10 protein-coding genes are annotated in these 13851 nt (G+C 34.2%); 4 read left to right on the forward strand and 6 right to left on the reverse strand.

The window, feature by feature from the left end; translation table 11 throughout:
- Positions 1 to 188 precede the first annotated feature (188 nt).
- The 4 genes from BLV64_RS09460 to BLV64_RS09475 all read left to right on the forward strand — a co-directional run bounded on the left by BLV64_RS09460 (position 189) and on the right by BLV64_RS09475 (position 6722).
- Positions 189 to 2363, forward strand: a complete 2175-nt coding sequence (locus BLV64_RS09460; protein WP_092134484.1) for a S9 family peptidase — start codon at positions 189 to 191, stop codon at positions 2361 to 2363.
- Positions 2364 to 2374: 11 nt separating this feature from the next.
- Positions 2375 to 3961: a peptide MFS transporter gene (locus BLV64_RS09465; RefSeq protein WP_092134487.1), complete on the forward strand. Its 1587-nt coding sequence runs from the start codon at positions 2375 to 2377 to the stop codon at positions 3959 to 3961.
- 44 nt (positions 3962 to 4005) lie between these two features.
- A complete protein-coding gene (locus tag BLV64_RS09470) occupies positions 4006 to 6087 on the forward strand; it encodes a peptide MFS transporter (protein WP_092134490.1) in 2082 nt (693 codons plus the stop codon).
- 86 nt (positions 6088 to 6173) lie between these two features.
- On the forward strand, positions 6174 to 6722 hold the full coding sequence (locus BLV64_RS09475) for a thioredoxin family protein (RefSeq protein WP_177165316.1): 549 nt from the start codon (positions 6174 to 6176) through the stop codon (positions 6720 to 6722).
- Between the two features lie 699 nt (positions 6723 to 7421).
- Here BLV64_RS09475 and BLV64_RS09480 read toward each other — a convergent pair.
- The 6 genes from BLV64_RS09480 to surE form a co-directional block, all read right to left on the reverse strand.
- On the reverse strand, positions 7422 to 8693 hold the full coding sequence (locus BLV64_RS09480) for an OmpA family protein (protein WP_092134495.1): 1272 nt from the start codon (positions 8691 to 8693) through the stop codon (positions 7422 to 7424).
- A gap of 401 nt (positions 8694 to 9094) precedes the next feature.
- Positions 9095 to 11056, reverse strand: coding sequence for a ComEC/Rec2 family competence protein (locus tag BLV64_RS09485; RefSeq protein WP_245705892.1), 1962 nt, complete (start codon positions 11054 to 11056; stop codon positions 9095 to 9097).
- Between the two features lie 77 nt (positions 11057 to 11133).
- Positions 11134 to 11658 carry a C40 family peptidase gene (locus BLV64_RS09490; protein WP_092134500.1) on the reverse strand — a complete coding sequence of 175 codons (525 nt, stop codon included), beginning with the start codon at positions 11656 to 11658 and terminating at the stop codon, positions 11134 to 11136.
- Positions 11658 to 12779 (reverse strand): lipid-A-disaccharide synthase, encoded by a 1122-nt coding sequence (lpxB, locus tag BLV64_RS09495; protein WP_092134503.1) that lies wholly within the window; start codon positions 12777 to 12779, stop codon positions 11658 to 11660. The genes BLV64_RS09490 and lpxB overlap by 1 nt, the downstream gene beginning before the upstream one ends.
- A gap of 10 nt (positions 12780 to 12789) precedes the next feature.
- Positions 12790 to 13077, reverse strand: a complete 288-nt coding sequence (locus tag BLV64_RS09500) for a hypothetical protein (protein WP_092134506.1) — start codon at positions 13075 to 13077, stop codon at positions 12790 to 12792.
- Positions 13070 to 13846 carry a 5'/3'-nucleotidase SurE gene (gene surE, locus BLV64_RS09505; RefSeq protein WP_092134510.1) on the reverse strand — a complete coding sequence of 259 codons (777 nt, stop codon included), beginning with the start codon at positions 13844 to 13846 and terminating at the stop codon, positions 13070 to 13072. The genes BLV64_RS09500 and surE overlap by 8 nt, the downstream gene beginning before the upstream one ends.
- Between the last annotated feature and the right edge of the window lie 5 nt (positions 13847 to 13851).

A 13851-nucleotide genomic window follows, 5' to 3' on the forward strand; every position in this document is an offset into this window, starting at 1 on the left:
ACAAAGATACTATTCTCATTATAAATGAAAATTGTTTTGCGCTTTTGTTAACTTTTTGTTTTGTAGTAATTATGTACGGGTATAAAACGAAGACAATTGCTTCAAATGGAGTAATTAACTGTTAATATTAGTTATTTTTTGCGTAATTTTTAGTAAACTTGGCATTATTTTAATTTAACTTAGGCTAAATGAGATTTTATAAAATTATTGCTCTTACTTGTTTTTTAGCAACCTCTTTATTATCAGCGCAGAACAAAGAAATTTCCCTAGAGGAAATTTGGAATGGAACGTTTAGAACACAAGGAATGGATGCGCTCCACTCCTTAAAAAACGGAAAACAATATTCAGTTTTAAACTTCGATAGAACCACAGGGACCACAACAATAGATATTTACGATTATAATACCCTAGAAAAAACGAAAACTTTGGTCAGTTCAGGCGACATTGAAGAGTTGCGTTATTTCTCAGATTATACGTTTAGTGCTAATGAAAACCAAGTGCTATTAGCAACCAATGAAGAGTCTATCTTTAGACGTTCTACCTTAGGGAACTACTACGTATTTAATACACAAACAGGAGTAGTCACTGAGGTGGCTGCTGAAAAGATTCAAGAGCCTACTTTTTCTCCAGATGGCAAAAAGGTGGCTTACGCCCGTGATAATAACATTTTTGTTAAAAATTTAGAGACGGGAACAACAACACAAATCACTTTTGATGGTGTTAAAAATGAAATAATTAATGGTATAACCGACTGGGTTTACGAAGAGGAATTTGCTTTTGTACGCGCTTTTGAGTGGAATGCAGACAGTAATAAAATCGCGTTTATTCGTTTTGATGAAACTTTGGTACCAGAATTCTCAATGGATGTATATGGTGATAAATTGTACCAAACACAAACCGTTTTTAAATATCCAAAAGCCGGTGAAGCTAACGCTATTGTATCGCTTCACATTCACGACCTAGAGCGTAAAAATACGCGAGAAGTGACATTGGATAAAGAATATTATGATTTTTATATTCCAAGAATAAAATGGACTAACGATGCAAATGTACTAAGTGCTCAGTATATGAATCGTCACCAAAATGAATTGGATCTATGGATGATTGATGCTAAAAAAAATACGGCCTTTATCGCTATTGCTGAAAAAGATAAGGCCTATATTGATGTTACCGATAATTTGACCTTTTTAAAAGATGATAGTTTTATATGGACTAGTGAAAAGGACGGTTATAATCATATTTACCACCATGATAAAAAAGGAAAACTCATTAACCAAATTACTAAGGGGAATTGGGAAATCACTAATTATTATGGATTCGACGCTAAGTCAAATACAATTTATTACCAATCGGTAGAGAATGGACCTATTAACCGCGATATCTATTCAATACGCTTAAATGGAACTAAAAAGCAACGTTTATCGGCTAATACAGGAACTAATTACGCCGATTTTAGCGCAGACTTCACGTATTTTATCAATACGTTTTCAAATGCATCTACACCACCTATTTATACGCTTAACAGTGCTAAAACAGGAAAAGTACTTAAGCAAATAAAAGATAATAAGAAGGTGCTTGAAGACTTAGCGGAATATAAAGTCTCTGCAAAAGAATTTAGTACCATTGCTGTAAATGGTAATGACCTAAATATGTGGACGATTAAACCAAAAGATTTTGATCCGTCTAAAAGCTATCCATTATTTATGTTTCAATATTCAGGTCCAGGGTCACAACAAGTAGCGAATAAATGGAACAGTGCAAACGATTATTGGCACCAACATCTAGCACAACAAGGCTATGTTGTAGTGTGTGTTGACGGAAGAGGTACTGGTTTTAAAGGTTCTGAATTTAAAAAAGTCACTCAAAAAGAGTTAGGGAAATTTGAAGTAGAAGACCAGATAGAAGCCGCGAAAAAACTTGGCGCTTTAAAATATATCGATCAAAGTCGTATAGGGATTTGGGGATGGAGCTATGGTGGTTTTATGAGTAGTAATGCTTTATTAAAAGGAAACGATGTGTTTAAAATGGCTATTGCTGTTGCACCTGTAACCAGTTGGAGGTTTTACGATTCTATTTATACAGAACGTTATATGACAACGCCACAAGAGAATGCAAGTGGATACGACGATAATTCACCAATTAATCATGTCGATAAATTAAAAGGAGATTATTTATTAATTCATGGTACTGCCGATGATAACGTTCACGTGCAAAATACTATGAGAATGGTTGAAGCATTAGTTCAGGCTAATAAACAATTTGAATGGATGATTTATCCAGACAAAAACCACGGTATTTATGGTGGTAACACACGTTTACATTTGTATACCAAAATGACTAATTATATTAAAGAAAATCTATAAAAACAGAACTTATGAGCCAAGAACAAGATCCAGCGTTAATTGCGCATCTCGCGAAAAAAGGTATTGATGATAAAATGGTAATGGGGCACCCAGCAGGGCTGTTCATATTATTCTTTACAGAAATGTGGGAGCGTTTCAGTTATTATGGAATGCGTGCGTTATTAACGGTATTCTTAATTACAGAAATAGCTGCAGGAGGTTGGGAATGGGACAACGCCGATGCCATGCAGTTATATGCTTGGTATACTGGTTTAGTTTATTTAACCCCGCTATTGGGAGGTATTATTGCTGATAAATTTACTGGATTTAGAAAAGCAATTTTATTAGGTGCTTTGGTTATGACATTAGGGCATTTATCTATGGCTTTTGAAGGAATTCATCCTTATTTCTTTTATGCTGGTTTAGTGCTAATGATTTTAGGAAATGGTTTATTCAAACCGAATATTTCTTCTATGGTAGGTAATTTATATCCAGATTCAAGCTCTAAAAAAGATGCAGGTTATACTATTTTCTACATGGGTATTAACGCAGGAGCATTCTTAGGAATGTTACTTTGTGGATATATAGGTGAAAAAGTAGGATGGCATTATGGATTCGGATTAGCAGGAGTATTCATGCTTTTCGGAATGCTACAGTTTTACTTTGGAACAAAAATCTTTGGAGATATAGGTGCGAAGCCAGAAAAACATACAAAAGAAGAATTAAAAAAAATAGCAGAAGAGTCTGACGAAGAAGTGTTAGCTCCTAACGTTGTAAGAGATAGATTAGTTGTAGTTGGAGTATTAATGGTTGCGAGTATCTTTTTCTTTTTTGCTTTTGAGCAAGCAGGAGGTTCTATGACTGTTTTTGCTAAAGACTATACGCAAAGAATTTTAGAAGGTAGCACGGGAACCATATTTAAATGGGTAGATGCTATTTTAACCATTTTCCCGATAATAATTGTTACTTGGGTGCTTTATGGTTTAGGAAAGAAAATTTATAAGGCGTATCCCTTAACTATTATCTTTACAGCGATTTCTTTTGTGCTTATTTGGATATTAGGGATTTGGAAAGTATATAGAGAATTTAGTCTTGAGCAAACAGAGGTAACTGTTTCTTGGTTCCAGATTTTAAATTCCTTCTTCATTATTACTTTAGCTTCGTCTTTTAGTAAGTTATGGGAGAAAGTATGGAATCCTTCAGGACCAGTTAAATTTGCTATGGGATTAGCTTTAGTAGGAGTAGGTTTCGTTGTACTATCTTTAGGAGCTAATAGTATTCCTCAAGGAGCAACTTCGGCATCGGTAAGTATGATCTGGTTGATTCTGGCATATTTCTTTCATACAACAGGAGAACTTTGTTTATCGCCAGTAGGACTATCTTATGTTTCTAAATTATCACCAAAGCGTTTAGCAGGATTATTGTTCGGATTGTGGTTTACAGCTTCAGCAATAGCAAACTTTATTGCAGGAATGACAGGATCTTATATTGATGAAATATCTGAAACATATTCTATGTCTACTTTCTTCTTAATTATTGCAGCAATTCCAATGGGAGCAGCAGTGATTTTATTACTATTGAATCCTAAATTAAAGAAAATGATGCACGGTATTAACTAATTCTAGAAGTAATACTAACTATAAAATAAATACGATTTATAACTATGGCAACAGTAGATACGTCGCAACACGACGAGTTTTTTAAAAGTAAAGTATTAGGTCATCCTGCCGGATTATTTGTGCTCTTTTTTACAGAGATGTGGGAAAGGTTCTCCTTTTACGGAATGCGTGTATTATTAATCAACTTCTTAACAATGGCTGTTATAGGAAGTAACCCTGGTTGGGAATGGACAGCAGAAAATGCTGGAGCTCTTTTCGGAACCTATGCTGGTTTACTTTATTTAACACCTATACTTGGTGGTGTAATAGCTGATAAATTTACCGGATATCGTTGGGCAGTACTAATTGGTTGTGTTATTATGACCTTAGGACATGCGTCTATGGCATTTGAAACAGAGTTTTCATTATATATGGGGCTTGCCTTATTAGTAATTGGAACTGGTTTCTTTAAGCCAAATATTACATCGATTATTTCTGAAATGTATACTTATTTGCCAGAGAAAAAGGATGGTGCTTATACCATTTTCTATATGGGTGTAAATGCAGGTGCTTTCTTCGGAATGATGCTATGTGGTTATTTAGCAGAACGTGTAGGATGGTCATGGGGATTCGGACTAGCAGGAGTTTTTATGTTATTCGGAACTTTACAATTCTTATTAGCTAAACCTCTTTTTGGTAAAATTGGTGCTGCACCAAAACGCCAAACTAAAGAAGAGAAAGCTGCGGAAGTAAAAGATTATAAAGAAAACAAATTCACAACCTTAGACAAGGCTCTAATCGTTGTAACTTCTATAATTGGATTACTTTACTTAATTAATGATCCAGTTTCAAAGATTGGTGGATTAAACCTTTTACCTGAAGAATTTATCTTTTCTAAAGATACCTTGTCAGGTCCATTAGTAATTACATTAATAGGAATGGCTTTATTTCTTTTTCTTGTTATTGGACGTATTGTTCGATATGAAAAAGTTGTTAGAGATAGAATGATTGCAGTAATTATATTTGCCTTCTTTACAGTGTTGTTTTTTATTCCTTTTGAACAAGCAGCAACATCAATGGTTATTTTCGCTAGAGATTATACTGATAGAGTTTTAACGGGTAATGCAGCGTTAATTTTCAATATAGTTAATACATTATTAACTGTGATTCCTTTAATGATTATTACTTGGGTATTGTACTTATTAAAGAAACAATCTTTCAGTAAAATTCCAGGAAGTAATGTTGTTTTAGCACTATGTTTCGCACTTGTATGGGGTATAGTTATTTGGATGCTTGCACAAGATTTTTCAACTAAATCCTACGATGTGCAATATCAGGCTGTAGCTGTAGAACAGGTTGTTGATGGAAAAACACAGGTTGTTTATGAGCCTATTACAGAAGCTCGCCCATTAAAGGGAGGTGAAACAACTGAAACACAAATATTAAGTATATCTTCTAATAATGAGTTAGCAATAGGACAGCCAGTTGGAGCACATTTAGAGTTAGGGAAATATCAATACTTAGATGAAGAGAAGCAGAGTAAATTAGCTTCAGATTATGCATCTAAAGGACTGAAGTCTCAAATTGTTGTTGGTGAAGTTGCACAAGTAAAAGAAAATGAAGTGGAGATTACAGTATCTTGGTTTAGTATTTTAAACTCCTTCTTTATTATTGCATTCGCTTCATTCTTTTCTAGATGGTGGGAAAGTAAATATAACCCATCAGCTGCTCAAAAGTACGGCTTAGGTCTGTTTGTAATGGGGATTGGTTTTGCTGTTTTAGCTTATGGATCTAGCTTTATTCCTCAAGGGGCAGAAGCAGGTGTTGTTCGTGTAAGTATGATTTGGCTGATTTTAGCATATCTTTTCCATACTATAGGGGAGCTTTGTTTATCTCCTGTTGGACTATCTTATGTAAGTAAGCTAGTTCCGGCAAGAATGATTGCCCTAATGTTTGGAATGTGGTACTTAGCAATCGCAATTGGAAATAAAATTGCAGCTTCATTAGGAGGTATGGTAACTGAGATTCAAGAGGAGTATAGCTTATCTACATTCTTTTTAATTTTTACCATTATCCCTGTGGTTGCAGGTTTAGTAATTACATTGTTAAACCCACTACTTAAAAAATTAATGCACGGGGTACGTTAGGTATAACCGTTAAAAATATCTAAAATGCTCCTCTTTAGGAGCATTTTTTGTAAGTTTGGATTAGTGTTCGCAACAAATCAAATATGATGAAAAAAATAACTTTTGGACTAATAGCTATTCTTGCCTTTTCAATATCGGCAGTAGCTCAAGAAATTAATTGGATTACTTTAGAAAAAGCAGTCGAACTCCAACAGAAAACGCCGAAAAAAATAATGATGGACATGTATACCGCTTGGTGTGGTCCGTGTAAAATGTTAGATCGTAATACGTTTTCTAATCCGGATGTTATAGACTATGTAAATAAACACTACTATGCGGTTAAGTTTAATGCAGAAGGTAACGATGTCGTTGCTTTTAAAGGTAAAACATTCACGAATCCTAAATACAATCCCGCACGAGCGAAATCAAGAAACTCAGCACACCAATTAGCGAGTTTCTTCCAAATCCGATCGTACCCTACCATTTTATTTTTAGATGAAAAAGCGGACTTTCTAGCTCCAATTATTGGGTATAAAGCACCTCGCGATTTAGAGTTATATCTAAAGATGTTTAAGAACAATGAACATGTAGAAATGACCTCTCAAGATGCGTTTAATGCATACTTTAAAGCGTTTAAACCAGAGTTTACAAACTAATAATACTAATATATAGTTGTCATCTGACAAATTATTTAAAAGCTCCCTTTTTGTAAATCATACAGAAAGGGAGCTTTTGTATGTTATAGAATTATAAGGCTGTTTTTAGTGGTGTTTAATACAGCTAAATAAGGAATGACTATTTGAGAGGGAAAAAGCCTGTAGTTATTATTGTTGTGCAGATGCTCTATTGGCTTTTAATGTAGGCGTGGTGTATTTCTATTTACGTCAACTTTCGTGCGCTATAATAGCTTGTAAATAGAAAGCGGTTGTATGCTGTTTTAAAGAAAACAAGTTAAACTGGGTTTCAACTTATATCTGTGCTAGTAGATTGAGTAAGCGCTTAGAAATCTTGCCGTGTTAGACTTTTTGGTTTTCGTTTTTAGGCTCTAGAAAGATGTTAGAGACGTTTAAAAACGTAGATGTGCATATCGGGTTTATGTGGTGATATTTCTAGAAAAAAGAAATATCCCAGAAAAACTAAATTAGAAATTTATTTAAGCAATACACTTACCTGGTAATAATAAAGAACACGTTTGAGATCTTTATTAAAACAACTTAGCAATTGCATGCTAGATTGTTGGTAAGCTGTGCTTTACGCACATTGCAATAAATTTTTAATTCGGTAATTAAGGGATATATCAATCTATATAAAAATGGTGAAGGCTTTCTTCATAATTATCTTCACCATTTTTATAATTATTTTAATTTAAAAGTAACTCTACGCACCAATTGTCTAGCCGGAGCAGAAGATTTTTCAACAGAAGTGTCTTCTCCGCCTCCAATATAAGATAATCTACTAGCTTCAATTCCTGATGCTACTAAAATATCATAAACTTTCTTAGCTCTTTTTTCTGAAAGTTTAGCATTATATTCAGGGTTTCCTAGTTCGTCAGCATATCCAATTAATTCAGCATTTACGCTCGAATTTTCTTTCATATATTGTTTTAAATAATTAATTGCTTGTAACGAATATGTTTCAGGTTTATCACTATTAAATTTGAAATATACATTTACGTAACCCTTATTCAATAAATCAGCTATGCTATTATCTTTAGCATTTGTTCCTTGTGCATTCTCTCCTTTTTGTAAATAACGTTGATCTAAAGAGTGTTCAATTTCATCTGGAATACCATTATTGTTAACGTCAACCGCTCGTCCTTTAGAGTCAACAGCTACACCAGTCATTGTATTTGGTTCTCTGTCTAAGTAATCAGGAACACCATCTTGATCTGTATCAATAAGGTCATTTTCGATTTTATTTACACGGTCTTCTATTTTCATGAACTCTTCAGTTAATCTGTTTTCTTCAGAATACCAGTCGGCGTGTGTATCAGCTTTACCTAAGTAAATGTTTAAACCAACAGAAGCATTGACAAGAAAACCATCTACGCCTTTTGTATGTGATACAGCTGTACCATCAAAGGTTCTAGATTGTCTGATATTACCTATAGCAGATACATCACCAAAAAGAGCTACGCGGTTACCTAGCTTAATCATTGGGGTGATTCCTGCTACCATATGTAACATTTGATCTTTATCATCTATTTCTACTGGACTGTCATATTTCATAAATGAATATCCTCCACCTCCGTGTACTAAAAGACCGAAAGTATTTGTCCAACTGTTGAAGTTTAAAATGTTTCCAACGTTTACCACACCTTCTAAAGATGTTCTAAAATAACTAGATTCAAATGGAAGACTATTTTCATCTTCTTCTATGTTATTGTAGCCTAAGCCTAAACGTAGTCCAAATTTTTCATTTACCATATAACGTGCTCCAAGACCAACTTGACCGAAGTCTGGTGTGTTAGTAAAGTAACCTGAAGCCATTGGTCTTGCAGGTTTGTGCACGCCACCAGAGACTTCGATGGACCATTTGTTAAATTCATTAGTGCTTACATTATCCGTGTCCTGAGCAAAAAGCCCTGCACTAGCTAATAGTAAAACGGGTAGTATTAATTTTTTCATTTTTTTTAGTTTTATTTTTTAATTTTATGAGGACAAAAATAAACACTATTTTGAAATTAGCCTAACAAATGGTAGGGTTATATTGTATCCTTTTGGTCTATTTTTGTATATGTTAATTTAAGATTAAATTATTTGTGGTTTGACTGATTTTACTGCTGTTTATCGGCTATTGAAATGTAATTTTAACATTCATTTATGTTTAACGTAGTGTTTCATTGAACTACATTTTATCCTTAGGTGAAAACTGTTGTTTTTTTATTTAATCAGTATCATTTAAAAATTATATTTATATTATGTTTTGTGTGTTATCTAACAGGTATTCAGTTTTATTTTGAAGTTTTAATTTCTAAAGTGTACTTTGTTTCAACATGAGTGTTTTGTTATGTTACTTTTGTTTAGAATTAGTCAAGTGTATATGCATTATTTTCATAAGTACTATGAAATGATATTTTCTGCTGTTGACAAGTCGCTTTCCATCGTGCAACATAGGACTTATAGTTGCTACCGTCTGCAATCACTACTTTTGGCTGTAAGATGTTAATAACACGATTTAGGTTAATTTTAGGAGAGTTTGACAGTAGAATATATTTTGGATTAAATTGAGGAATCTTATAGATTCCTAAACTATCGATTACAAGTAAATAGTTGTTGTTGTAGTAGTAAATGGACGATAGTGTGTCGTGTTTCGTAAGGCTTATCCGATTTTCTGTTATAAATGAATTTAAGCTGCTAAACGTGCTAGGTTCTTCTAAATTTGAAGAGATATAGAGGTTCTTATTGACTTTTTTTCCTAAGATAGTGTATCGCGATTTGTGAAAAACAGTGAAATTGGAGGATGCTATTCTGAATTCTGAATAGATCAAGACACCATAAAAAAGAACAATGGTAACTAATGTTATTCGCAACCATTTGTAACTGCCGTTTTTTATATAACTCACAAAAAGGACGATAACGATATAAGCTAAAAACATCTGATACTTATTAAAAGAGATGCCTTCTATTAAAAAAGTGTTTTGATCTGAAATCCATGCCATCAGCGTGTTCATTAATGTAATGATGCCTCCGTATAAATCGGCAAGGAATGTAGGTAAAGCGTGTAGTGAAGCTAGTATGATAACGATTATTCCTAACGACAGAATACCGCCTAAAAATGGAATAACGATCAGGTTAGCGATAAAAAACAAGCTTGGAATTTGATGAAAATAAAATAAACTAATTGGAAGTACACCAAATTGGGCGGCTAATGTTACAGTAAAAACATCCCATAGTCTTTGAGTTACTTTGTACTTAGGGCTCCATAAATTGGCTAGTAATGGTTGAATGCTTACAATAGCCAATACAGCCAAATAACTCAATTGAAACCCAACATCAAAAATAATTAAAGGTTTAAATAGTGTTAATACCAAAATAGAGAAGGCTAAGGTGTTATATATATTTGTGGGACGTTTTAAATGCATAGCAAAAGCGACAATGCTAAACATGGTTACCGCCCGTGTTACCGAGCTAGATAAGCCTGCCACTACAGCAAAACACCATAACAATATTATGATAATTAACCCTGAGATGTGTTTGCCGTTTTTAATTCTGTGCATTGGTTTAAAGACTAAAGTAAGCAGGTATAAAATGATACCGACATGTAGTCCAGAAACAGCAAGAATGTGAATGGCTCCAGCATTAACGTAATGCGTAACGATATCCTTACTAACATCTTGACGTTGCCCCAAAAGTAAAGCGTTTATAATAGCGAGCTCATCAGTAGAAAAGGAATGGGTTTCAAGCGATTGGTTAATGTGTTTTCTAAGCCTATCGGCATAACCGTAAACCGTATGGCTTTTGGATTGTATTAATAGTAATTCTGATGGATTTGTAAAGATTTGATTATAAATATATTGCTTTTCTAAATAGGATTTATAATCAAACTGATGCGGGTTAGACGCACTTTTAATTGGACTTAATGCCGCTTTTGTGACATATAGATGGTCTACATCAAGTTGTGATGTGCTATCCGATTTGGAGATGTTTAGTAAGGCTTTTCCTGTAACAGTTGTGTTTCCAATCTTTAAAAGGTCCACAGTATATTTATCACTATATAGAGATGGTTTTAAAAGGGTTTTAATCCTAAAAGTAATCGGTTCGCCTTCTCTTTGAAAGTGGGAATAGTGAGTGGTATGTCGCTTTTCATGATGTAAATTAGTGACTAAAAGACCTAATGATATCGCGGTTAAGCAAACGGTTACTCCAAAGCCAATAGTCTTTTTATGTTTCTTTCGGTCAATGTAATAGATTACCGATAGTAAAATAATACAGCTAAGGCTTATAAGTAGCGATAATGAAGTTGGGACAGCATAGTAAAAAGCTAACACTATTCCGATTATGAAATATAGGGTTAGTTTTATGATATTGAAATTCAGGAGTTTCACTCCTAAATATAGTTAATTTCTTACAATACTCGACGTGCTTGTACAAAGGCGAAATACCAGTATTTTTCTGATAAGTCAGAAATCATGACACCTCGGCTTGTAGATGAGTGGATAAATTCGACTTTCCCTAATCGCGAGGTGGTAACAATTCCAACATGATTAACCTTGCGACTACTTTTAGAAGTGGCAAAGAATAAAAGATCACCTTCTTGTACTTCTTTTAAGTCTATCCAATCCCCATGTGTCGCTAATGTAGTTGTAGTACGAGGCATTGAAATGTCCTCTTCCTTAAAAGCGGTATAGATAAGTCCGGAACAATCCATGCCTTTTCTTGTTGTTCCTCCGTATTTATATCTAGTGCCTTTGTACTTTTTAGCGTTTTTTATAATAGCCTCCGTAAGCCTGCTTGTTTCTTTGTCAACAGGAGCTCGTTTTGTTATTGGAGTGTTTGTTCTTGTCTTTTTTGTGACCACCGTACTAGTGCTCGTAGATTTACAAGCCGAAAGAGCGATGGTGAAAATTAAAAGTAAAAATACTTTTCGCATTAGTTTACAACGTTTAATGAGTTAAATATTAGCCCAGCTGTTTGCGCACTCGCTCCCTTGCCACCTAGTTTTTTTTCTAATTCGTAATAATTCATAAAAAATTTTGTGCGTTCATAACTGTCCAAAATGATATCGAGTTCTTTTTTTAATCGTTTAGAATTAAAATCACCTTGAATGAGTTCGGTAACAGCTTCTTTATCTAAAATTAGGTTGACTAAAGAAATGTACTTTAAATTAACCACGCGTTTACCGATTTGATAGGAAATCCAATTCCCTTTATAGCACACGACTTGTGGGACTTTAAATAAAGCTGTTTCTAGTGTAGCGGTGCCCGAAGTAACAAGTGCAGCAGTGGATACGCTTAATAAATCATAGGTTTTATTCGATAACAGGTGAACGTTAGATTTCTTAATAAATTGCGAATAGAATTCAAAATCTTGGCCTGGTGCGCCGGCAATAACAAATTGATAGTTTTTATAAGTATCTACCACACTAAGCATTACCGAAAGCATTTTTGTGATTTCTTGCTTACGACTTCCTGGTAGTAATGCAATTATAGGTTTGTCGCTTAAACCATTTTGAGTTCTAAACTCGTATTCTGTAACCTGATGTCTGTCTGAAATTTCATCAATGAGTGGGTGGCCAACAAAATGAACTGGAAATTGATGCTTTTTTTCGTAAAACTCCTTTTCAAAAGGTAGAATAACATACATCGCATCAATATCGCGTTTTATAGATTGTATTCTGTTTTCTTTCCAAGCCCAAATCTGTGGTGAGATATAATAGTGGTTTTTATAACCTGCCTGCTTCGCCCATTTCGCGATACGTAAATTAAAGCCTGGGTAATCGATATAAATAATAACGTCAGGATTGTACGCTTCGATGTCTTTTTTACAAAATGATAAGTTTTTAGTAATCGTTCTTAGGTTTTGTAAGACCTCTACAAATCCCATAAACGCGAGTTCTTTATAGTGTTTTACAAGCGTGCCACCAACCTGTTGCATCAAATCACCACCCCAAAACCTAAAGTCGGCATTGACATCTTGTTCAAGTAAGGCCTTCATTAGGTTGGCGCCATGTAAATCGCCAGAAGCCTCTCCAGAAATAATGTAGTATTTCATTTATACCTGTTTAAAATTTATTTAACATAAAATTTAAAGCCACCACTATAATTGCAGCTAAAACGCCTTTTGCAATATCTTCTTTTTCCTTATTTAAAAAGAAATAAAAAATGGGTAGATTTAATAAAACACCAATACTCGCGCGTTTACCTAAAGCTGTTACCGATGTTATTTTATCTAGTATTTGCTCGCTGTTTAATCCAACTTGCATACCTATAAAAATAGTATAAATAATCACACCAATAATAGTTGTTATGATACCAATTATAAACCCAATTAAAATATTCTTTTTATTCATTAAAACTCCAGGTGTTTAATTTTTGAATGCTATGATGTGCAGTTAAGTCAAAATGGACGGGCACCAAAGAGATGTAGTTGTTTTTTAAAGCCCATTCATCGGTGTCTTCGCCTTTGTCATAATTAACAAAGGTGCCTGTTAACCAATAATAATCTTTACCTTGAGGTGTTTTTCTTTTGTCAAAGACCTCTTTCCAATTGGCTTTAGCTTGTCTGCAAATTTTAACCCCCTTAATGTCTTCTTTTGCTATCTTAGGAATGTTTACATTTAAAACAACGCCTTCGGTTAACCCGTTATCTAATACGTTTTTAGCAATTGATCTAATATACGTCTCCGAGGCTTTAAAATCGGCATTCCAAGAGGTGTCTAATAAAGAGAATCCAATTGCAGGTATGCCTTCAATTCCCGCTTCGATAGCGGCACTCATCGTTCCAGAATAAATAACGTTAATCGACGAATTTGATCCGTGATTAATACCCGAAACACAAAGGTCAGGCTTTCGATATAAAATCTCATTAACAGCGATTTTCACACAGTCTGCCGGTGTTCCAGAACAGCTGTAAGCTTCGTAGTCTTGGCCGGCAATGTTTATTTTTTCAATATGTAAAGTCGAATCCAATGTTATAGCATGACCCATTCCGCTTTGCGGACTATCGGGAGCAACAACAACAACGTCTCCAAGAGGTTTCATAATGTTTACCAACGCAATAACGCCAGGTGCAGTAATGCCATCATCATTGGTTACTAAAATGAGTGGTCTGTTAGACATAATAG

Source organism: Bizionia paragorgiae (assembly GCF_900107625.1).
Classification (GTDB): Bacteria; Bacteroidota; Bacteroidia; order Flavobacteriales; family Flavobacteriaceae; genus Bizionia; species Bizionia paragorgiae.